This is a genomic window from Nonomuraea sediminis, from assembly GCF_018531495.1.
GTDB lineage: Bacteria > Actinomycetota > Actinomycetes > Streptosporangiales > Streptosporangiaceae > Nonomuraea > Nonomuraea sediminis.
Map to the genome: position 1 here is coordinate 130,052 of NZ_JAHDTI010000019.1, position 25,932 is coordinate 155,983.

At 71.3% G+C, this 25,932-nt stretch carries 23 protein-coding genes; 11 read left to right on the top strand and 12 right to left on the bottom strand.

Translation table 11 applies throughout. From position 1 onward, the window contains the following. Positions 1-39 precede the first annotated feature (39 nt). The 6 genes from KIK09_RS50850 to KIK09_RS50875 all read left to right on the top strand — a co-directional run bounded on the left by KIK09_RS50850 (position 40) and on the right by KIK09_RS50875 (position 7,747). Complete coding sequence (locus KIK09_RS50850) at positions 40-1,257, top strand: MFS transporter (protein ID WP_214326818.1); 1,218 nt, start codon at positions 40-42, stop codon at positions 1,255-1,257. Positions 1,258-1,757: 500 nt separating this feature from the next. Continuing rightward, positions 1,758-3,308 carry an MFS transporter gene (locus KIK09_RS50855; protein WP_214326819.1) on the top strand — a complete coding sequence of 517 codons (1,551 nt, stop codon included), beginning with the start codon at positions 1,758-1,760 and terminating at the stop codon, positions 3,306-3,308. A 7-nt stretch (positions 3,309-3,315) separates the two neighbouring features. Next, a complete protein-coding gene (locus KIK09_RS50860; RefSeq protein WP_214326820.1) occupies positions 3,316-3,921 on the top strand; it encodes a TetR/AcrR family transcriptional regulator in 606 nt (201 codons plus the stop codon). Between the two features lie 225 nt (positions 3,922-4,146). Next, a complete protein-coding gene (locus tag KIK09_RS50865; RefSeq protein ID WP_214326821.1) occupies positions 4,147-6,144 on the top strand; it encodes a right-handed parallel beta-helix repeat-containing protein in 1,998 nt (665 codons plus the stop codon). Further along, the gene (locus KIK09_RS50870; RefSeq protein WP_214326822.1) at positions 6,141-6,530 is read left to right on the top strand and encodes a cupredoxin domain-containing protein; all 390 of its coding nucleotides are present in this window, start codon (positions 6,141-6,143) and stop codon (positions 6,528-6,530) included. Before KIK09_RS50865 ends, KIK09_RS50870 begins: the two co-directional genes overlap by 4 nt. Continuing rightward, complete coding sequence (locus KIK09_RS50875) at positions 6,527-7,747, top strand: hypothetical protein (protein WP_214326823.1); 1,221 nt, start codon at positions 6,527-6,529, stop codon at positions 7,745-7,747. Before KIK09_RS50870 ends, KIK09_RS50875 begins: the two co-directional genes overlap by 4 nt. Here KIK09_RS50875 and KIK09_RS50880 read toward each other — a convergent pair. Genes KIK09_RS50880 through KIK09_RS50905 form a run of 6 tightly spaced genes read right to left on the bottom strand, consistent with a single transcriptional unit; the run spans position 7,744 to position 15,377 of the window. Then, a complete protein-coding gene (locus KIK09_RS50880; protein WP_214326824.1) occupies positions 7,744-8,124 on the bottom strand; it encodes a hypothetical protein in 381 nt (126 codons plus the stop codon). The genes KIK09_RS50875 and KIK09_RS50880 overlap by 4 nt on opposite strands. A gap of 11 nt (positions 8,125-8,135) precedes the next feature. Beyond that, positions 8,136-8,981: a TIGR03619 family F420-dependent LLM class oxidoreductase gene (locus KIK09_RS50885; RefSeq protein ID WP_214326825.1), complete on the bottom strand. Its 846-nt coding sequence runs from the start codon at positions 8,979-8,981 to the stop codon at positions 8,136-8,138. Between the two features lie 29 nt (positions 8,982-9,010). Beyond that, a complete protein-coding gene (locus KIK09_RS50890) occupies positions 9,011-10,780 on the bottom strand; it encodes an NAD+ synthase (RefSeq protein WP_214326826.1) in 1,770 nt (589 codons plus the stop codon). Positions 10,781-10,840: 60 nt separating this feature from the next. Then, positions 10,841-12,277 carry a BTAD domain-containing putative transcriptional regulator gene (locus tag KIK09_RS60410; RefSeq protein ID WP_214326827.1) on the bottom strand — a complete coding sequence of 479 codons (1,437 nt, stop codon included), beginning with the start codon at positions 12,275-12,277 and terminating at the stop codon, positions 10,841-10,843. 49 nt (positions 12,278-12,326) lie between these two features. Continuing rightward, complete coding sequence (locus tag KIK09_RS50900; RefSeq protein ID WP_308164793.1) at positions 12,327-14,174, bottom strand: sensor histidine kinase; 1,848 nt, start codon at positions 14,172-14,174, stop codon at positions 12,327-12,329. A gap of 45 nt (positions 14,175-14,219) precedes the next feature. Next, positions 14,220-15,377: an MDR family MFS transporter gene (locus tag KIK09_RS50905; protein ID WP_308164794.1), complete on the bottom strand. Its 1,158-nt coding sequence runs from the start codon at positions 15,375-15,377 to the stop codon at positions 14,220-14,222. A 115-nt stretch (positions 15,378-15,492) separates the two neighbouring features. Here KIK09_RS50905 and KIK09_RS50910 point away from each other — a divergent pair, with 115 nt between their 5' ends. Continuing rightward, positions 15,493-16,458 carry a DUF5937 family protein gene (locus KIK09_RS50910; protein ID WP_214326874.1) on the top strand — a complete coding sequence of 322 codons (966 nt, stop codon included), beginning with the start codon at positions 15,493-15,495 and terminating at the stop codon, positions 16,456-16,458. On the opposite strand, the gene KIK09_RS59760 is transcribed toward KIK09_RS50910, so the two are convergent. The 3 genes from KIK09_RS59760 to KIK09_RS50925 are packed head-to-tail and all read right to left on the bottom strand — an operon-like array spanning position 16,455 to position 18,713. Beyond that, positions 16,455-17,171 (bottom strand): expansin EXLX1 family cellulose-binding protein, encoded by a 717-nt coding sequence (locus KIK09_RS59760; RefSeq protein WP_214326829.1) that lies wholly within the window; start codon positions 17,169-17,171, stop codon positions 16,455-16,457. The two genes, KIK09_RS50910 and KIK09_RS59760, sit on opposite strands and share 4 nt — an antisense overlap. A 31-nt stretch (positions 17,172-17,202) precedes the next feature. Beyond that, positions 17,203-18,156 carry a terpene synthase family protein gene (locus tag KIK09_RS50920; RefSeq protein ID WP_214326830.1) on the bottom strand — a complete coding sequence of 318 codons (954 nt, stop codon included), beginning with the start codon at positions 18,154-18,156 and terminating at the stop codon, positions 17,203-17,205. An 11-nt stretch (positions 18,157-18,167) separates the two neighbouring features. Continuing rightward, positions 18,168-18,713, bottom strand: a complete 546-nt coding sequence (locus tag KIK09_RS50925) for an EF-hand domain-containing protein (RefSeq protein WP_214326831.1) — start codon at positions 18,711-18,713, stop codon at positions 18,168-18,170. A 151-nt stretch (positions 18,714-18,864) separates the two neighbouring features. Between KIK09_RS50925 and glnA2 the strand changes: the two genes are divergently transcribed. The 3 genes from glnA2 to KIK09_RS50940 all read left to right on the top strand — a co-directional run bounded on the left by glnA2 (position 18,865) and on the right by KIK09_RS50940 (position 21,765). Continuing rightward, positions 18,865-20,226 (top strand): gamma-glutamylpolyamine synthetase GlnA2, encoded by a 1,362-nt coding sequence (gene glnA2 / locus KIK09_RS50930; protein WP_214326832.1) that lies wholly within the window; start codon positions 18,865-18,867, stop codon positions 20,224-20,226. A 133-nt stretch (positions 20,227-20,359) separates the two neighbouring features. Beyond that, positions 20,360-21,256 carry a phosphotransferase gene (locus KIK09_RS50935; RefSeq protein WP_214326833.1) on the top strand — a complete coding sequence of 299 codons (897 nt, stop codon included), beginning with the start codon at positions 20,360-20,362 and terminating at the stop codon, positions 21,254-21,256. A gap of 113 nt (positions 21,257-21,369) precedes the next feature. After that, positions 21,370-21,765, top strand: a complete 396-nt coding sequence (locus KIK09_RS50940) for an NUDIX hydrolase (protein WP_214326834.1) — start codon at positions 21,370-21,372, stop codon at positions 21,763-21,765. A 414-nt stretch (positions 21,766-22,179) separates the two neighbouring features. Here the strand turns inward: KIK09_RS50940 and KIK09_RS50945 are convergent, their stop codons facing one another. Continuing rightward, positions 22,180-22,677 (bottom strand): GNAT family N-acetyltransferase, encoded by a 498-nt coding sequence (locus tag KIK09_RS50945; protein ID WP_214326835.1) that lies wholly within the window; start codon positions 22,675-22,677, stop codon positions 22,180-22,182. A gap of 169 nt (positions 22,678-22,846) precedes the next feature. After that, positions 22,847-24,094 (bottom strand): serine hydrolase domain-containing protein, encoded by a 1,248-nt coding sequence (locus KIK09_RS50950; protein ID WP_214326875.1) that lies wholly within the window; start codon positions 24,092-24,094, stop codon positions 22,847-22,849. A gap of 261 nt (positions 24,095-24,355) precedes the next feature. On the opposite strand from KIK09_RS50950, the gene KIK09_RS50955 reads away from it, so the two are divergent. Further along, on the top strand, positions 24,356-25,069 hold the full coding sequence (locus KIK09_RS50955; protein WP_214326836.1) for a PaaI family thioesterase: 714 nt from the start codon (positions 24,356-24,358) through the stop codon (positions 25,067-25,069). On the opposite strand, the gene KIK09_RS50960 is transcribed toward KIK09_RS50955, so the two are convergent. After that, positions 25,066-25,911 carry an alpha/beta hydrolase gene (locus tag KIK09_RS50960; protein WP_214326837.1) on the bottom strand — a complete coding sequence of 282 codons (846 nt, stop codon included), beginning with the start codon at positions 25,909-25,911 and terminating at the stop codon, positions 25,066-25,068. The two genes, KIK09_RS50955 and KIK09_RS50960, sit on opposite strands and share 4 nt — an antisense overlap. Positions 25,912-25,932 lie beyond the last annotated feature (21 nt).

The window sequence follows — 25,932 nt, forward strand, 5'->3', positions numbered from 1 at the left end:
TCCAGCCCGTCACAATAGTGGCGGAGGTAAGCAATCAAGATGGCCATCGAACCTTACAGGCGCCTGCTCAGGCTGCCTGGTGTCCGTACTCTGCTCCTGGTCGGCCTGCTCGCGAGGATCCCGTCCACCGCCATGGGCATGGCGCTGACACTCCACGTCGTCAACGGCCTGGGGCTCGGCTTCGCCAAGGCGGGCCTGGTCACCATGGCGAGCACGGTCGGGATGGCCATCGGCTCACCGCTGTCCGGAAGGTTCGTCGACAAGTACGGCCTGCGCCCCATCCTGGCCGTCACGACCGCCGCCCAGGCGCTGTTCTGGTCGACGGCCTGGGAGCTGCCCTATCCCGTGCTCGTGGTCGCCGCGGCCGTCGGCGGCCTGCTGATGCTGCCGGTCTTCAGCGTGATCCGGCAGTGCCTGGCTGCGATGGTGCCCGTCGACCAGCGCAGGATGGGCTTCTCACTCGACTCCATGCTGGTGGAGCTGGCCTACATGACGGGCCCCGCGCTGGCGGTCGCCGGGATCACCACGATCGGCAGCGCCTGGACGCTGGGCGTCATCGCCGTCGGCACCACCGGCTCCGGCCTGGCCCTGTTCCTGCTCAACCCGCCCACCCGCTCGGCCGAGGAGCTCGAGGCCCCGGCGGTCAAGGTGCCCAGGCGCCAGTGGCTCACGCCCGCGTTCGTCGCGCTGCTCGGCACCGTGGCCTCGGCCACGTTCGTGCTGACCGCGACCGAGTTGTCGCTGGTCGGCACGATGGAGCACGCGGGGCAGACCCAGTGGGTGGGGCTGGCCGTCGGCATCTGGTGCGTCTACTCGCTGCTCGGTGGCTTCGTGTACGGGGGGCTGTCGCGGGGCTTCTCGCCGCTGCTGCTCATCGCGCTGATGGGCGTCCTGACCGTTCCCGTCGCGCTGGTCGGCGGCGACTGGAAGTGGCTCATCCTGGCCCTGCTGCCCGCCGGCGTCCTGTGCGCCCCCGCCCTGTCGTCCACCGTCGACACGGTCAGCCGCTGGGTCCCCTCCGGCGCCCGGGGCGAGGCCATGGGCTTGCACGGCACCGCCCTTCTGATCGGCGGCGCCTCGTCGTCCCCCATCGCCGGCGCCATCATCGACGCCCACGGCGCACCCTGGGCCTTCTTCACCGCAGGCCTCGTAGGCGTCACGATGGTCGTCATAGCGGCCCCCTTCTGGCGCCGCCGCCCCCAACCACCAACCCACCAACCCACCAGACACCCCGAACCCACCGCAGCCGCCCACTGACCCCACGCCCTTCCAGACCGCCGGGTCGGCGAGGGGGCGAGCGGCCCAGGCACGCATCGGCGGGCGCGCTTCCAGGCGTCTGTCGTGATGGGGTCTCGCCCACGGTTGCGGTTCCGGGCGCCGGGTCGGCGAGGGGGCGTGCGGCGAAGGTCGGCGCCTTGTACGGCGGGCAGGGGGCCGTGGTGCTCGGGTATCGAAGCGGCGTGACGGTGGGTGAGGGGCGTCGACTCGCCGGAAGCGCCGGGCTGAGGTCCTGAGCCGAAGTACGGCGGGCGGCCGGTGGCGGTGGCTCGCCGTACAGGGCGGAAGGGCCGCCATAGAGGACGAGACCCCGCCCGTACAGGGCGGAAGTCGAGGACGAAGGGGCCGAAAGAGGAACAGCCTTCGGGGTTCACCGGTTGTTAGGGAGAGTTTACGAAACGAGCCCGTTGCGTATCGGAATGCCTTGCGATACGGTTGCGTTGCGAAACTCACTCGTATCGAAATTGAAGGATGCTGTCATGGACGCGAACACGGGCCACCCGCGCCGCTGGGGGATCCTCGGCGTGTTGGTGTTCAGCCTGCTGGCGGTCGTGCTCGACAACACGATCCTGAACGTGGCGATGAAGACGATCGCCGACCCCAAGGTCGGCCTCGGCGCCACGCAGAGCCAGCTGGAATGGGCGATCAACTCCTACACCCTGGTCTTCGCCGGATTGCTGTTCACCTTCGGCGTGATCGGCGACCGCACCGGCCGTAAGCGCATGTTGATGATCGGTATGGCGCTGTTCGGCCTTGCATCGCTGGCCAGTGCCTATTCCCAGGACCCCACCCAATTGATCTTCGCCAGGGCGGCGATGGGCATCGGTGGCGCCGCCATCATGCCGGCCACGCTGGCGATCATCTCCAATGTCTTTCCCCCTGCCGAGCGCGGTAAGGCCATCGGCATCTGGGCCGGCGGCGTCGGGCTCGCGGTCGCGGTCGGCCCGATCACCGGCGGCCTGCTGATCGAGCACTTCTGGTGGGGCTCGGTCTTCCTGATCAACGTCCCGATCGTCATCATCAGCCTGATCCTGATCAGCACCGTCGTCCCCGAGTCGCGCGACCCCAAGCCGTCCAGGCTCGACCCGGTGGGCGTGCTGCTGTCGATCGTGGGCCTGGTGGCCGTCGTCTACGGCATCATCCGTGGCGGCGAGCTGGCCACGTTCGCCGACGCCGAGGTGCTGATCCCGTCGCTGATCGGCGTGGTGGTGCTGGGCGCGTTCGTCTGGTGGGAGCGGCGGATCGACCACCCCGCCTTCGACGTGCGCAACTTCGGCAACGTCCGCTTCTCCTCCGCCATCGGCATGATGGGCGTCGTCTTCTTCGCGATGATGGGCGGGATGTTCTTCCTGACCTTCTACATCCAGATCGTCAAGGGGTTCAGCCCGGTCCAGGCGGGCGCGCTGATGATCCCGTTCGCCGCGGCGCAGCTGATCTTCGCGCCGCTCAGCCAGCGGGTCAACCAGGCCCTCGGCGCCAAGGTCGCCTCCACGATCAGCATGCTCGTGGTCGCCGCCGCGCTGGCCAGCTACGCGCTGTTCGACCTGAACACACCCGTCCTGCTGATGGAGGTCGTCTTCTTCATCCAGGGTGCCGCCATGGCCAACATCATGCCGCCGGCGACCACCGCGATCATGGAGGCGCTGCCCAGGGAGAAGGCCGGCGTAGGCTCGGCCATGAGCAACACCGTCCGCCAGCTCTCCGGCGCGCTGGGAGTGGCCATCCTCGGCTCGGTCCTGTCCACGCAGTACCGGGGCCAGATCGAGCCCGCGCTGACCGGGCTGCCGTCCGCGGTGCGTGACAAGCTCGGTGAGTCGATCATGGCGACCGTGGGCGGCGCGCATGCGATGGGCGCTCAGGGGCAGGCTCTCATCAAGCCCGCCTTCGACGCCTTCATCCACGGGATGCACGTCACGGCCATGGTGTCCGCGGTCATCGCGCTGCTGGGCGTCCTGGTGGTGGCCAAGTGGATGCCGGGTAAGCCGCGCCCGGCGCGTCACGCGGAAACGAAGGAACCAGCGGTAGTGTGAGGCCGCGATGACGATCCAGGACGCAAGCCAGGCGACCCGGCCAGCGGGCCGACCGCGCAGCGAGAAGGCCGAGAAGGCCATCATCGAGGCGACGCTCGACCTGATCAGCGAGGGGATGGGCATCTCCGAGCTGTCGATCGAGGCGATCGCATCCCGAGCGGGCGTAGGCAAGACGACCATCTACCGACGGTGGTCGAACAAGGAAGACCTGGTCGTCGACGCCCTCGTCACGCTCAAGGCACCGCTGCCCGCGCTGTCGGGCGAGTCGGTGCGGGCCGACCTGATCACCCTCCTCGACGCCATGCGCGCCGAGGCGGGGATGGGGCGCGTCCGATGCGTCATGAACATCGCGATGAGCGAGCACGACCGCTACCCGCGGCTCATGGAGCGCTTCTTCAAGACGGCCATCGAGCCGCGCAGGCAGGCCATGCGCGACACGCTCGAGCGCGGCGTCGCCAACGGCGAGCTGCGCGCGGACGTGGACGTCGACCTGGCCATGGCGCTGCTGTCGGGCGCCATGACCTGGTTCACCAAGTGGGGCCCGGAGGGTGACCTGCCGGCCGACCTGGCCGAGTCCCTCGTCGACCACGCCCTCCGCGGCCTGGCACCGTAGCTTCCTGCTGAAAAGGCCCGCATGGCTTGCGGGCCTTTTTCGTTTGTACGGCAAGCCGCCCCACCCGCCGCCCGCCGTACTTCGGCCGAGGACCCGCGACCGGCGCTCGCGGCGAGTCGGGGACGCTCGCCCGCCGTCACGGCGCACCGGATCCCAGGGCTCGACGTGAACAGCCAGATGAACAAGCGCTAGGCAAAATGTGAGCACCGTTCTAGTCTCCGGGGCATGCCCCCCATGCGCAGGATCGCGATCGTCATAGGACTGGCCCTGGGCCTGCTCTTACCCGCAACGGCGGCGCTGGCCCACGACGAGCGGCCGGTGACGCTGCCCGACGGGAGCGGGTCCGTGCCGGTCTATCGGACCGCGGAGCCCGACCTGCTGGTGTGTAAGACCGACAAGGCCGACTTCGACCGTCGTATCGCGACATTTCCTGATGACCTCCGGCGGCGCAACGCCGACCTCTTCGCGAAGTGCCGGCGTGACGGCTTCCGCAACCTCCAGGAGGCCGTCGACAGGGTCGACCGCCCGGGGATGACGATCGCGATGCTGCCCGGCCTCTACCAGGAGGAGCCCAGCCAGGCACCACCCACCGGCGACTGCGCCCACCTGCCCGCCCGCTGGTCCTCGTGGGGCTACCAGATCCTCTCCTTCGAGCAGCAGAGCAGGTGCCCGCACAACCAGAACCTGGTCGCCATCCTCGGCAAGAAGGACCTCCAGATCGAGGGCACCGGCGCGGGCCCGCTGGACGTGGTCGTCGACGCCCAGTACCGCAAGCTCAACGCCATCCGCTCCGACCGCAGCGACGGGGTCTACTTCCGCAACCTCACCGCCCAGCGCACCACGTTCAACTCGCTGTACGTGCTGGAGACCGACGGGTTCGTCATCGACCGGGTGCTGACCCGCTGGAACGACGAGTACGGGTTCCTGACCTTCGCCAGCGACCACGGCCTCTACACCGACTGCGAGGCCTACGGCAACGGCGACGGCGGGCTCTACCCGGGCAGCGCCTCCAACATCAACAACGGCCGGGGCCACGACGTGCCCAGGTACGCCATCGAGATCCGCCGCTGCAAGAGCCACGACAACGCGCTCGGCTACTCGGGCACGGCAGGCGACTCGATGTGGGTCCACGACAACGAGTTCTACGACAACATGGTCGGCGCCACGACGGACAGCCTGTGGCCCAGCCACCCGGGACTGCCGCAGAACCACGCCAAGTTCGAGAACAACTACATCCACGACAACAACCGCGACTACTACGGCTACATCCGCAAGGGCATCTGCAACAAGCCCCCCGCCGAGCGCGGCTACGAAAAGGGCGTGGTCTGCTCCCAGGTCGGCGTCCCGCCGGGCACCGGCATCCTGGTCGCCGGTGGCAACTACGACATCTTCCGCAACAACCGGGTCACCGGGCACAACCGGGCCGGGTTCCAGCTGTTCGGCGTGCCCGCCTTCATCCGCGGCGAGACGTCTCTGGCCAAGCAGGCCGACACCTCCAACTACAACCGCTACGAGGGCAACCTGTTCCGCGGCAACGGGGTGAACGTCTGGTGGGACGGGCAGGGCACGGGCAACTGCTGGCAGGCGGACGCGGGCTCGTCGACGCCGGCCGTACTGCCGGTGTGCGAGGCGCGGGCGCCCGCGCTGTCGGGCGGCTCGAACCGGTGGGTGGCCGAGCCGGTCAAGCTCGTCAAGCTCTACCTGTGCGCCGACTTCAGCTCCAGGGACGCCAAGCTGCCCGCGGGCTGCGACTGGTTCGGCGCCACCGGCCTGGCCAAGGTCGAGACCCAGCTCGCCCTCGCGGGTTCCCTGGTCCTGGCCCTGATCGGCGCCCTGTTGTGGAGGCGTCGCCGCAGCAGCGACTCGGCGTGGGTCCTGGCGGTGGCGACCGTGATGGGCTTCGCCGGGCTCGCCCTCGACGTCGTCGCGGCGGCTTTCGACAGCACCATGGGAGCCTCGCTCGCGCTGGTCGGCATGGGGAGCTGGTGGCTGGGCGTGGGCCTGGCCAGGCGGGGCAAGTTCGGCTGGTTCAGCGTGATCCTGGGCCTGCTGGCCTTCGCCGACGCCTTCGACCGGTCGGTCCACCTGATCCCGCTCATCCCGGTCGGGCCGGGCTGGATCCGTGGCTTGCTGGCCGGTGTGTGGGTGCTGTGCGCGGTCGTGGTGCTGGCCCCGCGGCGCAGCCGGGTCGAGGAGGAACCGCACGTCGAGGTGCCGGTATGAGGATGGCGTGGGTCGTCGTGCCGGCCCTCGCGGTCGTGTGCGCGTGCGCGCCGCTGTCGGACACGCACCATCGTCCTGGCACCACCCACGAGGTGGCCACCACGGATCCCAGCGTCCCGCCGGGCGAGATCGAGGCCACGATCTCGATCAACCACGGGCACGTGAACCCGCCCTCCGGCTGGCTGGACGTGCCCAAGGGCCAGCAGGTCGCCATCACCGTCACCAGCGACGTGGCCGACGAGGTGCACGTGCACGGCTACGACCTGGAGTCCGAGCTGCGGCCCGGCGAGCCGGTCACCATCCGCTTCAAGGCCACCATCACCGGCGTCTTCGAGGTCGAGACGCACCGGACCGAGCTGGTGCTGACCCAGGTCGCGGTGCGATGACCGGCGTGCTGGCGCACGGGGTCGGCAGCCGCAGCGACCTGCCGATCCCGATCTTCTACGCCTACGCCGGGGCACTGGCCGCGCTGGTGGCCTCGTTCCTGGCGCTCGGGCTGCTGTGGCCGGACTCGCGCTTCCGCGGCGACACGGCGGGCCGCGTGATCCGGCTCAGGCCGCCCGCCACGGCGCTGCGCGTGGCGACGCTGCTGGTGGTGCTCTACGCCGCGGGCTGGCTGGCGGTGGGCCCCGACGCGGGCAACGCCGCGCCGTACCTGTTCTACGTGGTCTTCTGGGTGGGGCTGGTGCCCGCGTCGCTGCTGTTCGGGCCGGTCTGGCGGCTGCTCGACCCGCTGCGGCTGCTGCCCGACCGGCCGCGCCGGCCGCTGCCGCTCCGCCTCGGCTACTGGCCCGCCGCGCTCGGGCTGCTCGCCTTCACCTGGACCGAGCTCGTCTCGCCGCACCCCGCCGACCGGCTCACGCTCGCGATCTTCCTGCTGGCGTACGGCGCGGCCCAGGTGGCCGGCACGCTGGTGTACGGCCACGCGTGGCTGGAACGCGGCGACGCCTTCGAGGTGTACTCCACGCTCATCGGCCACCTGTCACCGCTGGGCAGGCGGGCGGACGGGAAGGTCGTGCTGCGCGGCCCGTTCGACGGCCTGGACGCGATCGAGCCGGCGCCCGGCCTGGTCGCCACGGTCTGCGTGCTGCTGGGCGGCACCGCCTACGACGGCTTCTCCGGCTCGCCCGGCTGGGTGAACGCGCTGCAGACCGGCCCGCTCGGCAGGACGGCGCTGGGTACGCTCGGCCTGCTCGCCGCGATCGTCGCCGTGGCCACGCTGTACGGCGCCTGCCTGGCCGCGGCCGGGCTGATCGGCCGGACCAGGGGGCTGGCGCCGCGCTTCGCCCACTCGCTGGTGCCCATCGCGGCCGGCTACCTGATCGCGCACTACTTCTCGCTTCTGGTCATCGAGGGGCAGCGCGCGGCCGTGCTGGCCCTGTGGCTGCCCGCCCGGGTGGACCAGAACGCGGTCTCGCCCGCGGCGATCGCCACGGTCCAGGTCGTGGCGATCGTCGCAGGCCACGTGTGCGGGGTGATCGCCGCGCACGACCGGTCGGTGCGCCTGCTGCCTCCCGCCCGCGCGATCGCGGGCCAGATCCCGCTGTTCATCCTGATGATCTGCTACACCCTGGGCGGGCTGACCCTGCTGCTCGCCGCCTAGTAGCGGTAGTGCACCTGCGCGTGGGCGGTGGCGTAGGTGTCGAAGTCCGCGTCGCCGTCCTGGTAGTCGTACCAGGCGTCCACCAGGCGCGCGTCGACCACGCTGCACGTGCTGGTGCGGGAGCGGCCGCGGCTGATGGGGCCGATGTAGATCGTCCCCTTGCCCACGTACCGGCCGTTCACCTGGAGCCGGCAGGTCCCGCCGACCCAGGAGATGTTGTACCTGCTCCTGTTGGTCACCGTGACGTAGATCTTGCAGGCCGACTCGCACCAGCCGAACCGCAGCTTGAGCCGCGTGCCGCCGGCGGCCTCCGCGGAGGTGGGGAACAGCGCGAGGGCCAGCACCACACTGGCCAGAAATGCGACTAAGCGCCTCATTCTGCCGATGATCACATGGATGTGGATCTTCCGCAATACGCTTCGGCGAAGGCGGACATCTGGTCCAGGTCGCCGCTGACGACGATCCGCGTCACGCCCTGCGCGGCCAGTTCCTCGACCCGGTCGGCGTCCATGTCGATGGCGCCCCAGCGGGTGTACTCCAGCGCGCCGGGATCGCGTCCGGCCTCGGCTGCGGCGGAGCGGGCCAGCTCCCACTGCAGCGCCCGTTCCTCGGGCCCGAGCGCCCCGCCAGGGAAGAAGCCGTCGCCACGCCGTCCGGCCCGCCGCGCGGCCGCCCGGCTCGAGCCGCCCACGTGGACGGGCAGGGAAGGCACGCCGTACGGCTTGGGGAAGCTGCAGGCGCGGTCGAGGGAGAAGAACTCCCCGTCGAAGCTGACACCCTCCTCGCCGCCGGTCCACAGCAGCCGCAGCACGTCGATCGCCTCGTCGGCCCGGCGGCCGCGGGAGGCGAAGTCGACCCCGAGCGCGTGCGCCTCGCCGGGCAGCGTGCCGAGGCCCACGGTCAGGAGCCGCATCCGCCCGCCGGACAGCACGTCGATGGTCGACAGGCGCTTGGCCAGGTGCACGGGGTGGTGGTACGGCAGCAGCAGCACGCCGGTGCCGAGCAGGATCTCGCTCGTGCTCGCCGCGACGAAGCTCAGCAGGTCCAGCGGGTCGGCGTAGGGCATCGACGGCGGGATCTCGAACGGCCCGACCATGGCACCCGGGTACAGGACCGAGTGCTCGGGGACGAACAGCGACTCGAACCCGCACGCCTCGGCGTGCCGCGCGAACCCTGCGACCTGCTCGGCTTCCAGGCCGTGCAGTGCGGTGTTGTAGGCGATTCCGAATTTCACCCGGACACGTTAGAACCCTGACGCCGGTGTCATGGCAACTCGCGCCACCGGTTGGTGATCGGCAGGCGCCGGTCGCGGCCGAAGTTCTTCGGCGTGATCTTCGGGCCCGGCGGGTACTGCCGCCGCTTGTACTCGGCCAGGTCCACCAGCCTGATGATGCGGGCCACCAGCGCCGCGTCGTGCCCGGCGGCGATGAGCTCCTGGGAGCCCATGTCCTTCTCCACGTAGTCGTCGAGCAGCGGGTCGAGGACCTCGTAGGGCGGCAGCGAGTCGGTGTCGCGCTGGTCGGGCCGCAGCTCGGCGCTGGGCTCCTTCTCGATCGAGTTCTCCGGGATGGGCCGGTCCGCCTCCAGCTCGAACCACGGCTCGGTGTGGGCGTTACGCCAGCGCGACAGCTCCCACACCATCGTCTTGGGCACGTCCTTGATCGGCGCGAAGCCGCCCGCCGAGTCGCCGTAGAGCGTGGAGTAGCCGGTGGCGAGCTCGCTCTTGTTGCCGGTGGTCAGCACCAGGTGCCCGTGCTCGTTCGACAGCCCCATGAGGGTCATGCCGCGGACGCGGGCCTGCAGGTTCTCCGCCGCCAGCCCCGACAGCTCGATCTCCTTCTCGAAGGCGTTGACGATGTCGGCGATCGGCACGATCCGCGCGTTCACGCCCTGCCTGCGCACCAGCTCGTCGGCGTCGGTCACCGAGTGCTCGGAGGAGTAGCGCGAGGGCATCAGCACCACGTGCACCCGGTCGGGCCCGATCGCGTCGGCCGCGATCGTGGTGGTCAGCGCCGAGTCGATGCCGCCGGACAGTGCCACGATGACCGAGCGGAAGCCGTTCTTGACCACGTAGTCGCGCACCGCCAGCACCAGCGCCGAGTACACCTCGGCGGCCAGGTCCAGCCGCTCGGCCACCCGGTGAGGGAGCGGTTCGTAGGGCTCGACCGGCTCCTGCGACAGCACGAACCGGTCCACGGTGATCGTCGACCCGTCGCCCGCGTCGTGCGGGAACTGTCCCGGCTCGGCGTGCGACTCCGGCAGGTCCAGGTCGACGACCAGCAGCTCCTCGCGGAACTGCGCGGCACGCGCCACCACCTCGCCCGCGGCGTCAACCACCAGGGAGTCGCCGTCGAAGACCAGCTCGTCCTGCCCGCCCACCTGGTTGGCGTACACCAGCGCGCACCCGGCCTCGCGGGCGCGTCGCGCGCACAACTCCAGCCGGACGTCGTCCTTCTCCTGCTCGTACGGCGAGGCGTTCGGCACCACCAGGAGCCCGGCTCCCGCCTGGCCCACCACCGCCACCGGCCCGCCGTCCTGCCACAGGTCCTCGCAGATCGCGATCGCGACGTCGACCCCGTGCAGCCGGAAGATCGGCAGCCGGTCGCCGCGCACGAAGTAGCGGTACTCGTCGAACACGCCGTAGTTGGGCAGGTGGTGCTTGGCCGTCCTGGTCACCACCTCCCCGTGGTACAGCAGCGCGGCGGCGTCCAGCGGCGCTCCCTTGGGCTGGCCCGCGCGCGGCGCCCGGTTGGCCCGGTCGACGTAGCCGACGACCACCGGCAGCTCGCCCAGCCCCTCCCGCTCCAGCCTTGCCGCCACGTCCTCGAGCGTCGCGATGCTGGCGTCCACGAAGGACGTCCTGAGCACCAGGTCCTCCACCGGGTACCCGGTGAGGAACATCTCGGTGAAGACGACCAGGTGCGCGCCGCGGCCGGCGGCCTCGCGCGTCCACTCGACGAGCAGGTCGGCGTTGGCCGACAGGTCGCCCACGGTCGGATTCGTCTGTGCCAGGGCTATGCGCAGTTGAGCCACGGAATCAAGCGTAGTATGTGCCGTTTCTTATCGTCAAAGCGACGAAAAGTGATCCGTGTCTCATCTGCGCTCGACCGGGGTGACCAGCCCGGACTCGTAGGCGGCGACCACCAGCTGGGCCCGGTCGAACAGGCCGAGGTGATCGAGCAGCCACGCCACCTCGCCCGCGACCTCGGGCTCGGGTACGGCCAGCGTGCGGGCGATCTGACGGTTGGTCAACCCCCTGGCCACCAGCTTGAGCAGGTCCAGCCGGGCGTCGGACAGGCCCGCCAGGTTGGCCGGCGCGTCCGGGTCCGGCCTGCCGGCGAAGGCGGAGATCAGGCGCGCGGTCATCGCCGGGTCGATCAGCGCGTCCCCGGCGGCGGCCGCCCGGATCGCGGCCAGCAGCTGCTCGGGCGCCGAGGTCTTCAGCACGAACCCGCTGACGCCCGCGCGCAGCGCCGCGTAGAGGTTCTCGTCGGTGCCGAACGTGGTCATGATGATGACCTTGGGCGGCTCGGGATCGGCCAGGATCCGCCGCGCCGCGGCCAGCCCGTCCAGATACGGCATCTGGATGTCCATCAGCACCACGTCCGGCCGCTCCCGGCGGACCGCCGCGATCGCCTCCTCGCCGTTGGCCGCCTCGGCCGCCAGCTCGAACCCGGGCTCCCCGTCCAGCATCGCCCGGAACCCGGCCCGCACCAGCGCCTGGTCGTCGGCCACCACGACCCGCAGCTGCCCCTGGTGCGACGCGGGCACGGGCTCGGCGACCTCCTCGAGCCGCTGGGCCAGCATGTCGGCCTCCAGCCGCTGCAGCCCGCTCGACAGGTCCAGCCCCAGCTCGTCGCGCCACACCGAGCGCGCCCGCCGCAGCGCCGCCAGCGCGTCCCCCTGCCGCCCCGTCCGGTACAGGCCCAGGGCCAGCAGCCGCCAGGCCTCCTCCCGCAGCGGATGGCCGCTGGCGTGCGCCTCCAGGTCGGCCACCAGGTCGGTGGCCCGCCCGAGCGCCAGCCCGGCGTCGGCGCGCCGCTCCACCGCGATCAGCCGCAACTCCTCCAGGCGCCCCGCCTCGGTCGCCGCCCACGCCAGGTCCGTGAACTCGGCCAGCGCCGGCCCGCGCCACAGCGCCAGCGCGCCGTCCATCGCCGCCCAGACCGAGGCGGGCGACCCCTCGCCCGACTTCACCAGCGACTCGAAGCGCCAGGCGTCCACCTCGTCGGGCGCGGCCCGCAGCGCGTACCCGGGCGGCGCGCTGACCAGCACCCCCGCCTCCTCGCGCGGCGCCCGCTCGGGCTCGAGCACCCGCCGCAGCCGCGAGACGTATCCCTGGATCGTCGACAGCGCCTGCGCGGGCGGCCGTCCCGGCCAGAGCTCGTCGATGAGCGTGTTCACCGGTACGGCGCGGCCGCCCGCGACGAGGAGCCGGGCGAGCACCGCGCGCTGGCGCTGCCCGCCGAGGTCGATGGGGGCTCCGTCGTTCCAGGCCTGGAACGGTCCGAGCACATTGAAGGTCACCATGGCAGGCAAAAGCGTAAACGTTCCCGGCATTTAGTGATATGGCGTCTTTTCACAGTGGTAGCTCCGCGTGGACGACGGTCCCTCCGCCCCGGCGCCCGCGCACCACGCACGTCCCGCCCAGCTCGGCCGCGCGCTCCCGCATGGAGCTCATGCCGACCCCCGCCCGCGCGTCCGCCGGCAGCCCCTTCCCGTCGTCGGACACCGTGACGCGCAGCCGGGTGTCACGTTCCAGCCGGACCTCGATCCTGGTGGCGTCGGCGTGCTTGCGCGCGTTGGTGAGCGCCTCCTGGACGATGCGGTAGGTCGCCACCTCCACCGCCGCGGGCAGCCCGTCCAGGTCCCCTGCCGTCCGCACGGGTCCGAAGGCCAGCCGCTCGACGGCTCCCGCCAGGCCCAGCTCGTCCAGGGCGGGGGGACGCAGGCCGTACACCAGCTGCCTGACGTCGCCCGTGACGGCGTCCATGCCCGCGCGCAGGTCCGTCAGCAGCCGCTCGGCCTGGTCGGGGGAGCGGCGCACCGACATGCGCGCCACGTTGATCGTCATGGCCATCGCCGACAGCGACTGGCCCAGGCCGTCGTGCAGGTCGCGGCGCAGGCGCCGGCGCTCCTCCTCGCGCACGCGGAGGATGTGCTCGCGCGAGCGCTGCAGCGCCGCCGTCAGCCGTACGGCGTGCGCGGCGTCGGCGATGTACGGCGTGAGCGTCGCGATCACCCGCTCGTCGTGCGCGGCAGGGAACCGGCGGCGCTCGGTGGGGCCGATCAGCAGCAGCCCGACCGGCTCGCCGTGCCAGACCAGCGCCACGGTCCTGGCGGGCCGTCCCAGCGTGCCCGACGTGGTGACCGTCCCGTCGACGTCCACGGCGGCGCCCGTCACCGACAGGCCCTCGACCAGCACGTCCAGCGTGGCCAGCAGACCGTGGCCGGGGTCGGCGTGCTGCAGCCGGTGCTTGAGCCGCCCCGCCAGCGCCTGCGGGTCGCCGGTGCTGCCGTACAGCAGCCGGTCGACGCCGCGCAGCAGCAGGCGCCGCATCGGCAGGAAGAACGCCCCGGCGAACAGGGCCGCCGCCAGCCCGGCGGAGCGGTCCACCCCGGACAGCAGCAGCGTGGAGGCGCCGCTCGCCGCCACGTACACGCCGGCGATCACGATGGCCAGCCCGGTGCCGACCAGCGCCCTGCTGATCAGCGTGTCGATGCCGAACAGCCGGTAACGCAGCACCGCCACCGCGATGGCCGCGGGGATCAGCGGGATCGCCGGCGTGGCCAGCCACCACACCGGATCGCCGATCATCCACGGGACCAGCAGCGCGGGGAGCGTGACCACCAGCCACATCAGCTGCCGCCGCTCGGCGGGATCGGCGCGGCGGAAGCGGATGGCCAGCGACACGAACGCCAGCCCCATCGCGGCCGCCACCACCACCTGGGCGGCCTGCCTGCCGCCCGGCACGGGGAGCAGCTTGGCCGCCCAGTCCAGCCCCATGCCCGCCACGGCCAGCACGACGACCCACCGCCACCGCCGCGACAGCAGCGCGCCCGTCGGATAGAGCAGAGGCAGCAGCACGCCGAGCGCCAGCGTGCAGGCGTTCCACGTCAAGCCCACCACCGGCCAGTCCGCGGGCGAGTCGCCGAGCAGCCGCGCGGTGTTGGCGGACAGGATGTTGGCCGCCGAGGCCAGCCCGCCCAGGCACAGCAGCCACCCGATGACCAGCCTCGGCCTGCTGTGCACCAGGATCGCCCCGAAGACGGGGAACGCGGTCCCCGCCATGTCCTCGGGGGCGAACGGCAGCGGCGTGTAGGGCGAGGGCGGCAGCTGGGCCGTCACCCAGATGTCGGCCAGCTCCAGCACGACCGCCAGCGTGGCCAGCCCGATGGCCATGCCCCTGGCCGAAGTGATCCGCACCCGGGGAACGTACCGGGGCGGGACCAATATTGGATCAAAATTTGCTCAATGAGCTGACCTGCGGCGGATCGCCGGGCCGAGCGCCAGCATGGCGACGGCCGAGATCACGCCGATCGCGCCCATCGTGAACCACATCGGACCCTGCCCGAGCGCGAGCAGCCGGCTGCCGAGCACCGGCGCCAGCACCGCCGCCGCCGACCAGGCGAACCCGAACAGCCCGGCGTACCGGCCGCGCAGGTGCTCCGGAGCGAGCGCCGCCACGATGGCCGCCGGGATCCCGGCCGTGACCACCTCGCCCGCGGTCCACACCACGATCGACACCGCGAACCACTCCACCGAGGTGACGAACGCCGTCAGGGCGAACCCGACGCCTATCCCCGCCAGCCCGAGCGCGAACATCCGCGACGGGTCGCGACGCCCCAGCCAGTCGGACACCAGCGGCTGCACGATCACGATCAGCACGCCGTTGAGCGCCAGCGCCGCCCCCAGCTCGCCGGTCGTCAGCCCGGCCAGCTTGGTCATCGCCACCGGCAGCATCGTGAACGACTGCGAGTAGACGACCGCGTCGCCCAGCACCACCAGCGTGAAGGCGATCATCAGCCGGTCGCGCAGCACCACGCCGAACCCGCCCTCCGCGTGCCCGACCTCCGGCCGCGTCTCGGGCACGGCCCGCCACACCAGCACGGCGAAGATCACGCACGTGGCCGCGTCGAACCAGAACAGCCAGACGAACCCCGCCTCCGCCAGCCACCCGCCCGCGGTCATCCCGACCGAGTAGCCCAGGTTGATCGCCCAGAACAGCAGCCCGTAGGCGCGCGGCCGCTCGGCCGGCGAGACCAGGTCGGCCACCAGGGCGCTCGAGGCGGGCCGGTAGGCGTCCACCACCAGCCCGAGCAGGAACATGGACACCAGGATCGCGGGCAGCGTCGTGCTGTAACCCAGCGCCAGCATGGTCGCCGCGGTGGCCAGCATCGACCCGGCCAGCGTGGCCCGCCGCCCGACCCTGTCGGTCAGGATCCCCGCGGTCACCTGCGACAGCAGCGACCCGGCGCCGAAGACCGCCATCACCAGTCCGGCCGCGGCCAACGACAGCCCGCGGGCCTGCGTCAGGTACACCCCGGTGAACGGCACCACCATCGTGCCGAGCCGGTTCACGAGCGAGCCGGTCCACAGGGCCCAGAACGGCCGGGGCAGGCCCCCCACCTTGGAACGCCAGAAAGACGGCCTGTTCGCGAGAGCGTTTGTCACGCGTCCAAGCGTCGAGGGCGCGTATATGCCCGCGCGAACGATTTAGGGCAGACTAAAAGCTGTGTCCGTGATGTGGGTGCTGAAGCCGGAAGACGTGGCCAGGATCAGGTTCGCCTTCTCCCCGTTGTGGGAGCTGGTCGCCAGCCTCCGCACCCTGCAGGACCCGGCCCGCCAGTCGGTCCACTTGCCCTGGATCAAGGCCGTCCGCCCGCGCCTGGCCGAACTCGACCTGGCCGAACTGTTCGCACTGATCCCACCCAAGGGCTACCTGGCCGACTTCCTCACCCCGCCGCCGGACACGCCGCTGCCCGACTTCGCCGCCGAACTGGACCGGGTACGGCTGACGCCGCCCGACCGGGTCGCCACCGAGGCGCGCCACGTCAAGGGCACCGACCCCGCGATCATCGACCGCATCGTGGCCGACCCCGCCGGGGCCGTCGCCCGCGTGACCGAGGCGCTGCGCGCCTACTGGGAGGCCTGCTTCGCCGAGTTCTGGCCCCGCGTCTACGGGCTGCTCGAACGCGACGTGCTGCGCAGGTCGCGGCAGCTGGCCCAGGGAGGGGCCAAGGCGCTGTTCGCCGCGCTCGACCCCGCCGTCAACTGGACGGGGGAGCAGCTGATCGTCGACAGGCCCTGGTGCGAGACCGGCGGCCTGCACGGCGACGGGCTGGTGCTGGTGCCCACCGCGTTCTACTGGCCGTCGGTCGCGGTGATGTCGGCCCCTTACCAGTCGACGCTCGTCTACCCGGTGCTCGGCGTCGGCACGCTGTGGGAGCAAGGCCCGCCGCCCGCCCCGGGGGCGCTGGCGGCGCTCATCGGGCGCAGCCGGGCCCAGATCCTGCTCGCGCTGGCCGAACCCACCACCACCTCGGCGCTGGCCGGGCGGATGTCGCTCACCCCCGGCGCGGTCAGCCAGCACCTCGGCGTGCTCAGCGACGGCGGGCTCGCGGTCGGCATGCGCGTCGGCAAGCAGGTCGTCTACCGCCGCACCCCCACCGGCGACGCCCTGGCCGCCGGCTCCGCTCCGGTGTCCTAGCAGCTGCGCTTGACCGGGGTCGCGGCGATCGTCGGCAGCGGGACCGCTCTGGCGCTGCCGTACAGGAAGACGGCCGAGCGCTGGATCTGGCCGGGCAGCAGGTCCAGATCGCCGACCTGCTTGCGGTGGCCGCGCACGTCGGTCACGCGGAAGGTGAACGGGCCGTCGCCCGCGCCTCTGGCCGCCACCCACGAGCCGTCCGCGCGCCGCTTCATCGCCCGCCAGTGGTCGTCGACCCGCACGTCCACGCTGTGCAGCGGGTTGCCGTGATCGACCACCTGGACGGCCAGCCAGTCCTGCGTGGACCCGCGCCTGATGCGGAACCCCAGCGGCTCGCGCAGCTGCGGATCCTTGACCTGGCGGTAGGTCACCGCGGTGACCGGGCGGCCGGGCTCGGCGATGCGGCCGTAGGCCGCCCGGCTCAGGTCCACCTCGCCGGCCCGGCAGTCCGCGCACGCCCCGGTGATCTGCACGCGGACCGTGCCCCGCGGTCCCGTGACGTCCAGGTAGCCGCCGCACGCCGCGGCCTCGCCGTACTCCTGGGGCGAGACCGACGCGTACAGGTCGGCCGGTGCGGCCGTGCACGCGACGGGAGTGGCCGCGCAGGCCGGGCCGCGGGCCAGGTACAGACTCCACAGCACGGCGCCGGTCACGCCGAGTACGGAGATCGTGGTGAGCCCTGGCCGTCGCCGTTTCCTTCTGTGCCGTGCCACGTTGAGTACATAGCGGAATCGGCCCGTCACGTTACGTGTATCTGTTGGACTCCAGCAGCCAGTCGAGGTGGGCGCGGGGCGCGGCCAGGTAGGCGCAGGCGACCTTGCTGACGTCCCTGGACTGCTGGGGCGTCAGGGCCTCCAGCGGGATGCGCTTGGCGGCGCGGTGCATGTCGTGGCAGCGCTCGACGATCCTGTCCAGCACCCAGGCGACCGCCTCGCGCTGGTCCATGCGCAGCTCGTGCATCGCGATGACGACGAGGTTGTGCTGGTCGTCGCGCTCCTTGGCGCGCGAGGTGATGTCGTTGCACCAGGCGGTGGCGTCGATGCAGGCGTCCACCAGCTCGCGCCACGACTCGCTGCCCTGCAGCCACGCCGGCACCTCCACCCGCAGGCACGGCTCGACCAGGTCGAACAGGTACGGGCCCACGGTGCCGCGGCGCAGCGCCGGATACTCGGCCAGCGTGGGGATGCGCCCCGTGGCCCGGTTGGCCGCCTCGTCGCGGCAGGCGTCGTGCTGGCGGCGCAGGTTGAACGCGAAACGGGCCCGCCACTGGTCGCTCATCCTGGCGCTGGTCACCCGCCACAGGTCGGCGAAGGCCGCCTCGATCGGATGCCCGCAGGCGCCCGCCAGGATGCCCTGGAACAGGTTCAGCGGCCTGGCGCCCTCGTCGAGCTCGTCGTCCAGGTTGAACAGCCACGTCAGCCACTGCGCGAACAGCGCGGCGGCGGCAGCGTCGAACTCGGCGAACACCCGCCCGGCGATGCGGTGGAAGCCGACGCCAGGGTCGGCCTGCATGCCGGTCCTGCGCGCCCAGTCGATGACCGCGGCCTCGATCGCGTACACGGCGGGGTGCATCCGGCATGGCACGCCCATCGCGGGCACCCGGTCCGTCAGCGGCAGCAGCGCCTCGGCGGGCGAGGTGCCCCTGCGCGGCGCGGGCAGCAGCGGTCTCCTGAGCACGGACCGCAGCGCGGATCTCACGGACGCGATCATCACAGGGGTCCGAAGAGCCAGTTGCCGGTGGCATGCGGGTCGTCGAGGCAGTAGTACTGCCAGGCCGCCAGGACCAGCTCGTCGGTGGTCAGTGTGCCCCTGCCGGTCCTGTCCAGCCGGTCGAAGGCCTCGTCCACGTCGTCGTAGGCGGCGCCGAAGGCGGTGATCATGGTGCGGAACTCCCGCGGTCCGATCAGCCCGTCGCCGTTGGTGTCGGCCAGCTCGGCCAGCGCCTCCGTGGTCGGCCTGAACACCTGGTCGTAGCGGTCGCCGGAGACGAACGCCCAGGTCATGCCGGCGCGGAACTCCTCACGAGAGAGCCTCGAGTCGCCGTCGCGATCCAGCGCCTCCGCCAGGCTCCGCCAGATCCCGTCGAAGCCGTCCACGATCCTGCTGCCGGTGACCGAGGTGGGCGACTCCCCGAAGCCCACCAGGATGCGGGCCCCCAGGCCCAACACGTCCTCCCGGTCGATCTCACCGTCGCCGTCGGCGTCGATGTGGTCGAAGGCGCGATCCAGCTTGTGATCAAGCAGGTCGATGGCCACGTTGCCTCCCCCGAGACTGATCTGCGTGATCACATTAGGTCGGGCCGGGGGGTTTGTCAGTGAGGCACGCACCGGTGAGGCTCGTAACGTGTGTGAAACACTGACACGGCATTCTGGTACTTGACCAGTACTGTCTGCTTGAGGGGATGCCTTGGACCGCCAGCAGGAGTTCGTGCTCCGCACGCTCGAGGAACGCGACATCCGATTCATCCGGCTGTGGTTCACCGACGTGCTCGGCTTCCTCAAGTCCGTGGCCATCGCGCCGGCCGAGCTGGAGGGCGCCTTCGCCGAGGGCATCGGTTTCGACGGCTCGGCCATCGAGGGCTTCGCCCGGGTCTACGAGTCCGACATGCTGGCCAAGCCCGATCCTTCGTCGTTCCAGATCCTGCCCTGGCGCAGCGAGACGCCGGGGGCGGCGCGCATCTTCTGCGACATCCTGATGCCCGACGGCTCGCCGTCGCACGCCGACCCGCGCTGGGTGCTCAAGCGCACCCTGGCCAAGGCCGCCGACATGGGCTTCACCTTCTACACCCACCCGGAGATCGAGTTCTTCCTGCTGAAGAACCGGCCCGAGCCGGGCGAGCGGCCCGAGCCGATCGACTCCGGCGGCTACTTCGACCACACCCCGCACAGCTCGGGCCACGACTTCAGGCGTCAGGCGATCATGATGCTGGAGTCCATGGGCATCTCGGTGGAGTTCAGCCACCACGAGGGCGCGCCCGGGCAGCAGGAGATCGACCTGCGCTACGCCGACGCGCTCACCACCGCCGACAACATCATGACCTTCCGCCTGGTCATGAAGGAGGTCGCGCTGGAGCAGGGCATCTGGGCCTCCTTCATGCCCAAGCCGTTCACCGAGCACCCCGGCTCCGGCATGCACACCCACATGTCGCTGTTCGAGGGCGACCGCAACGCCTTCTACGAGGCGGGCGCCGAGTACCAGCTGTCCAAGACCGGCCGCTCGTTCATCGCCGGGCTGCTGAAGCACGCCGCGGAGATCACCGCCATCACCAACCAGTGGGTCAACTCCTACAAGCGGCTGTGGGGCGGCGCCGAGGCCATCGCCGGGCAGGGCGGCGAGGCGCCCTCCTACATCTGCTGGGGCCACAACAACCGCTCCGCCCTGGTGCGGGTGCCCATGTACAAGCCGCACAAGGGCGGCTCGACGCGCATCGAGTTCCGCTCGCTCGACTCGGCCTGCAACCCCTACCTGGCCTTCGCCCTGATCCTGGCCGCCGGGCTGAAGGGGATCGAGCAGGGGTACGAGCTGCCGCCGGCGGCCGAGGACAACGTCTGGACCCTCACCAGCGCCGAGCGCCGCGCCCTGGGCATCCAGCCGCTGCCGGGCTCGCTCGACGAGGCGATCAGCGTCATGGACCAGAGCGAGCTGGTGGCCGAGACGCTGGGGGAGCACGTCTTCGACTTCTTCCTGCGCAACAAGCGGTCGGAGTGGCGCGAATACCGCCGCACCGTCACCGAGTTCGAACTCGGCCGCTACCTGCCGGTCCTCTGACCCCTCCACCGGGTCGTGCAAGCCGTTAACTGGCACCATCCGGAGATGCCGCCGTGGTGGCGGTGGGCGCCCGGCGCTCGGTGGGTGGAAAATGGTGGGCGATTTGTCCGGTGTGGCGCTAGTGTCCAGCGGTATGTCTGGCGAGTATGCCGAGGTCTTCCGGCGTTTCGGGATTCCGGCGCAGGAGTCGATCTATCCGTACGCACCGGTGTTCCGCGGCGACGGGGTGGCCGTCAAGCGGACCCATTCCGCCGACGGGATGGGCCGTTGGGTCAGGCGGCTCGCCTCGGTGGGGTTCCCGGTGGTGACCCCGGTGGCGGGGCCGTACCGGATCGGCGAGGACGACTGGGTGGCCTATCCGTGGGTCGAGGGACGCGCCTACGAGTGCACCCCTGAGGACATCGACGCCGCGGGCACGCTGCTCGGCCGGCTGCACGCGCTGGGCGCCGAGCCCGCCGGGCTGAGCGACTTCCGCTGGCCCGACCGCGACGCCGCCACCGTCGAGGAGGACGTCACCGGGCTCGACAAGGCGATGAGCGCCCACCGTCCCGCGCTGCGCGAGGAGGTGCTCGGGCGGTTCGCGCCGCGGTTGCGCGCCTTCATGGATTCCGAGCTGCCCGCCGTACGGCAGGCCCGGCTGCCGTGGGTCGACGCGAGCATGGACTTCAAGGCGAACAACCTCGTCTACACCGAGGCCGGGCCCGTGCTCATCGATCCCGACAACGGGGAGCGGGTGCCGCGGGTGCTCGATCTGGCGCTCGCCGTGCTGCTGTTCCACAACGACCTGGGGGACCGGCTGTTCACCAGGCAGGAGTGGGAGGTCTTCGCGCGGGCGTACCTGGGCGAGGTCGAGCTGACCGCGGACGAGCGGCGGCTGTGGCCGGTCGCGCTGCGGTACATGCTCCTGGAGTGGGGCGTGTGGACGGTCGTCAACGGTCTGGAGACGGGGGACTGGCACGATCCGCGGCAGGCGGCCTTCCTGACGGATCTGGTGACCGTGGATCTCGAGCGCTTCGCCCTGTCAACCTAGAGTTGACGATTGACTAGCGTCAACCTAGAGTTGACGCTATGAAGGTGCTGCGCTGCGTCGTGGTGGTCCTGATCGTGGTCGGGATCGTCGTGGCCGCCCTGTAGCGTGGGCCGATGGTCATCGACAAGGTCGCGTGGATCCGCATCGAGGACGGCCGGGTGCTCAGCACGCGCTCCCGGGGCAAGGACGTCTACTACCTGCCGGGCGGCAAGCGCGAGGCTGGTGAGAGCGACGTGGAGACGCTCGTGCGGGAGATCTCGGAGGAACTCGCCGTCACCATCCTGCCCGCCACGGCCACCCACGTCGGCACCTACTCGGCCCAGGCGCACGGCCATACAGACGGCGTCATCGTCCAGATGACCTGCTACAGCGCCGACTACGAAGGCACGCCGGTGCCCAGCAGCGAGATCGAAGAGGTCGTCTGGCTGACCTACGCCGACCGCCCCCGCGTAGCCCCCGTCGACCAACTCATCTTCGACACCCTCAAATCCACCGGCCACCTCACGTAACCCCACCACCCCGGCACGTCTTCGCGCCCGCCACCACGGCGTGCCTTCGCGTCCGCCACCCGGCACGCCTTCGCGTCCCCATGCCGACGCGCGCTGCCCACTTGCGCGGCCGGTCTGCGCGCCGCTCCTCTGTGCGGCTGGGTTCGCCTCGTTCCGTGGCCGGCGACGTGATGGGTCTGCTCTTCGGGCTGTGGGGCACCTCGGTGGGCGCCCGCCATGCCTTCGCGCCTTCGGGCCCGCCATGCCTGCGCGCCTTCGCGCCGCGCCCGCTCACGCGGCATTGCGCCCCTTACGCGCCCGGCTTGGGACTGCCTCGCCCCGGAGAGTCGGCGCACCTTCCCTGGACCGCCGCCATCTGTCCGAGCCCCCAGCCGCCAATGCGCCCGCGACCTCGAGCGGCCCTGATGTGGCGGGCTAGGCGAGAGGGTGGTGCATGGCGAGGCGGGGGCCGAGGGTGTGGAGGTCGGCGGTGAGTTCGGCTTGCCAGTGGGCCTGGAGGGCGGGGCCCCAGAGGGCCGGAGGGAACTCGGTGAAGCCGTGGCGGGCGTAGAAGGGGGCGTTCCACGGGACGTCGCGGAAGGTCAGGAGGGTGACGCCGGGGGAGCCCCGCTCGGCGGCCGCGGTCAGGACGGCTGAGACGAGGGCGGCGCCGATGCCCTGGCGGCCGTGCTGGGGGAGGACCGCCAGTTGCTCGAGGTGGACCCGGCCGTCCAGCTCGATGACGCCGGCGAAGCCGACCGGCGGGTCCCCGGCGACCCAGATGGGGTCGCCGTGGGCGATGACCTCCTCGATCACCGGCGGGCCGTCGGGGAAGACGATGCCGACCTCATGGAAGACGCCGTCGCAGACGCGCTCGATGTCCGGGAGCGCCGCGAGGTCGCGCGGCTCGGCGGGGCGGATGGCGAAGGTCACGCGAGGGGACGTTACCGCACGACCACGACGCGCCAAACCGGGCGACGCCGTGGCCCGCCGTGCCGCTCGCCGGCCGTGGTGTGCCGTACCGCTCGCCGGTCGTGGTGCGCCGCACCGCGACCGGCGGTGGCCCGCTGTACCGACCGGCCGTGGCCCGCCGTAGCGTGGGTTAGAAGTAGCGCGAGGTCAGGTCCGTCGTGGGCCAGGTGGTCACGGCGTCGTGCGCCTGCCACAGCAGCTTGTCGACGACGTCGAAGTCGGGCGAGCCTTCCTCTTCCCTGCGGTTGAACTGGACGCACCAGGTCACCCCGAGCGCCTGGCGCACCAGGAAGGTGAAGGTGCCCGGCATCGACCCGCTGTGCCAGGTGTTGAGGCCGCTGCCCCAGTTGCGCACGTACCATCCGGCCCCGTACCAGGACCCGTCGGTGCTGACGCCGATCTCCGGCTTGGCGAAGGCCCGCGAGATCGACGTGGCGTTGAGCACGGTGCTCGAGGCATCGAACACGCCCGCCCACCTGACCAGGTCGACCGCAGAGGCCAGCCAGCCGCCGTTGGCGTCCTGGTTGGGCATGTTGAAGCCGCCGTAGGGGTAGGGCACGGTGATGCCCGAGTCGTTCACCACGATCTTGGTGGTGTACTTCGACTCGTAGCTGACCTCGGAGGCCGACATCTCCGAGCGCAGGCTCTTGCCGAGCCGCATCCGGGTGATGCCGCGCGGCGCGAGCAGCTTGGTGCGCACGTACGCCTCGTAGCTCATGCCCGACACCTTCTCGATGACGCGGCCGAGCAGCATGTAGCCGTAGTTGCTGTAGGACATCTCGGAGCCCGGCGCGAAGTCGAGCGGCTTGCCCGTGACGTACTTGATGATGTCGGCGTGCGTGATCGGGAAGTCCTTGTCGAGGGAGGCCGCGATCGTCTGGTCGAGCCAGAGCGCGTCCTTGCTGACCTCGCGGTCCCAGCCGCCGGTGTGCTGCATGAGCCGCCACAGCGTCACCTGCTCCAGGCGACCGTCCGCCGCGGACGAGAGGCCCAGCAGCTTGGTGATCGGGGTGGTGAGCGTGAGCTTGCCGTCCTGGGCCAGGCGCAGGATGGCGGCCGAGGTGATGTTCTTGCTCAGGCTGGCGATGCGGAACAGCGACGTCGGCTGCACCTTCGCCAGCGTCCCGCCGTTCGGGATGTAGGTGCCGTAGCCCCGGGCGGCCAGGATCTTGCCCTTGCGGGCGATCGCGAGCTGGCCGCAGCTGATGCTCCGCTCGGTCATGTACTGCTGGACGGTCTTGTCGAAGCTGGCCAGCTGGGACGGCATGACGCCGCTCGTCACCAGCGTCGCCGCGTCGGCCTGCTCGGACAGGGATCCCAGCGCGATCGCGGGCACGGCCGCGGCGCCCGCCTTGAGCAACGTCCGCCGGCTGAGCATGGTCACTTCTAACCCCTAAGTCACATCGGCCACATTGACCACGCATCTTACGGGATGTCGGAAGTGTGGGGGCGCGGTGGGGATGGAACGATGCGACACCGTTTCCCGGATCACAGGCGGGAAGTTTCGGACGGGGTAGTGATGTTGTTCACGTGTGGGGTACCCCGTGGTCTCGGTAAACACCCCACCCCGTAAAATCGGCCTGTTTCTATCGGTATTTCTGGTCTTACCGCCCCCTGGGGGCGATATGGAGGATGACGCATGACGACGGCTGCCCTGCAGACCGTGTTGACCGTTCCAGAGCGCTTCCGCGGCCCCGCCGCCGTGGCCAACGGGGGCTGGATAGCCGGCACCATGGCCGACGCGCTCAACGGCCACCGATCAGCCGTCGAGGTCACCCTCCATGCTCCCACGCCGTTGGACACCGAAGTCCGCCTGGAGCACGTGGCCAACACCGTCACCCTCACCGACGGCGACAAGCTGCTGGTCGAGGCGTTCCCCGTGGCCGAGGACCTGGAGGCGCCGGACTTCGTGCCCTTCACCGACGCGGCCAGGGCCGAGGCCGGATTCCCCGGCTGGCACGGCCATGCCTTCCCCGAGTGCTTCGTCTGCGGGCTGCGCGAGCCCGGCGACGGCCTGCGCATCTTCCCCGGCCCGGTCGAGGGCACGGGCCTGGTGGCCGCCGGCTGGCGCGTGCCCTTCACGGTCGCCGACGAGGACGGCGTGCCCGCCTCGATCGTCGGCGCGGCGCTCGACTGCGTCACGGGCTGGGCGCACTTCGCCCCCGGCGAGTCGGCGCTGCTCGGCCGGCTCGCCGTACAGATCCACCGGCGCGTGTACCCCGGCGGCACCTACTCGGTGGTCGGTGAGGCGACCGGGCGCGACGGCCGCAAGCTCTTCGGCCGCAGCGCCATCTACGAGAACGACGGCGCCCTGGTCGCCTCCGCCCGCGCGACGTGGATCGCCCCGCGTTAGCCGGTGAGGCGGTCGGCGACGAGGGCGGCGCAGCGGTCGTCGAAGAGGATCGTGTAGTGGTTGCAGTCGGGGACGAGCTCGTCCCGTAGTTCAGGCAGCCGGGCGGTCCAGGCGGCCGCCAGCGCGTCCGGGTGCATGCCGACGTCCTGGTTGAGCAGCCCGCGCGGCGCCCGCAGCAGGTGCAGCGGCGACTTGATGGCCTCGAGCGCCGCCGCGATCGCGGCGTCCTCGGTGAGCAGCCAGCGGCCGTCCTCCCTGACCGCCTCGGGCATCGCGCGCGACCGCAGGGCGCCCTCCGGGCCGGTGACGTCGTACCTGACGTACTCCTCGACGAGCGGGCTCCAGTGCCCGGCGAAGGCCGGGTGCGCCTTGAAGAAGTCCACGTAGGCCTCGGCCGACGGGAACGTCTTCGTCAGCCTGGCCAGCGCCGGGCCGAGCGTGGTCTCCAGCATCTCGTCCGGGTCGGAGCCGGGTATCAGCGGCATCGGCAGCCCGCCGTCGACCAGGACGACCCTGGCGAAGTCCCGCTGCGCCCCGGCCAGCGCGGCCACGTAGGCGCCCATCGAGTGCCCCGTCAGCACCGCGTCGGGTCCCGCCCCCACGTGCTCGGCCACGCGCAGCACGTCCGTCGCGTGCCTCGGCAGCCCGTACGGCCCGGCCAGCCCCGCGCTGTGGCCGCGACCCGCCAGGTCCATGGCGACCAGCGACCAGCCCTCGGGCAGCTCGGCCGCCACGGCCTTCCAGGCCATGAGCGACGCGGTGATCCCGTGCACCGCGATGACCAGCCGCTCGCCCTCCCCGAACCGTGCGATCCGCATCCCGCCGACGTCGTCGATTCTCATAACCGGATCCTAAGGACTGCT